Origin of the sequence: Streptomyces aureocirculatus, assembly GCF_000720475.1 — a bacterium.
GTDB lineage: Bacteria > Actinomycetota > Actinomycetes > Streptomycetales > Streptomycetaceae > Streptomyces > Streptomyces aureocirculatus.
In genome coordinates this window covers 1-427 of the sequence record NZ_JOAP01000162.1, presented here as the reverse complement: position 1 = coordinate 427, position 427 = coordinate 1, and the positions used below count along the sequence as shown (strand labels likewise).

1 pseudogene is annotated in these 427 nt (G+C 69.3%); it reads left to right on the top strand.

Annotation, left to right across the window (positions count from 1 at the left end):
* Nucleotides 1–230 precede the first annotated feature (230 nt).
* A pseudogene (locus IG78_RS53030) lies at nt 231–398 on the top strand (winged helix-turn-helix domain-containing protein); the annotation flags it as partial.
* Nucleotides 399–427 lie beyond the last annotated feature (29 nt).

The window sequence follows — 427 nt, the reverse complement described above, 5'->3', positions numbered from 1 at the left end:
GGCGGTGGGGGTGTGTGCCGAGAGTGTGCGGCGTTGGCGGCGGGTGTGGGAGCAAGCCGGTGCTTCGGCCCTGCGGCGACGGGCAGCCACCGGACGCCCACCCAAGCTGGATGACACCCAGGTCGAGATGGTCCGGGCCGCGTTGGAGCAAGGTGCCCAGGCTCATGGTTTCGAGGCCGATCTGTGGACCTTGGAATCGCGGCCTCAGTTGACGAGTCGGCGCGGTCGTCACCCTGGCTACGGGGGTGGTGTTGTCGAGGGCGTCGGTGTGGCGGCTGCTGACCGGCCGGCTGGGATGGAGCCTGCAACGGCCCGAGCGGCGGGCGGTCGAGCGGGACGAGTCGCAGATCGCCCGCTGGATCGCGCACGAGTGGCCACGCATCAAAAAAGGGCCGTGAACACACGTGCCTGGATCGTCTTCCTCGAC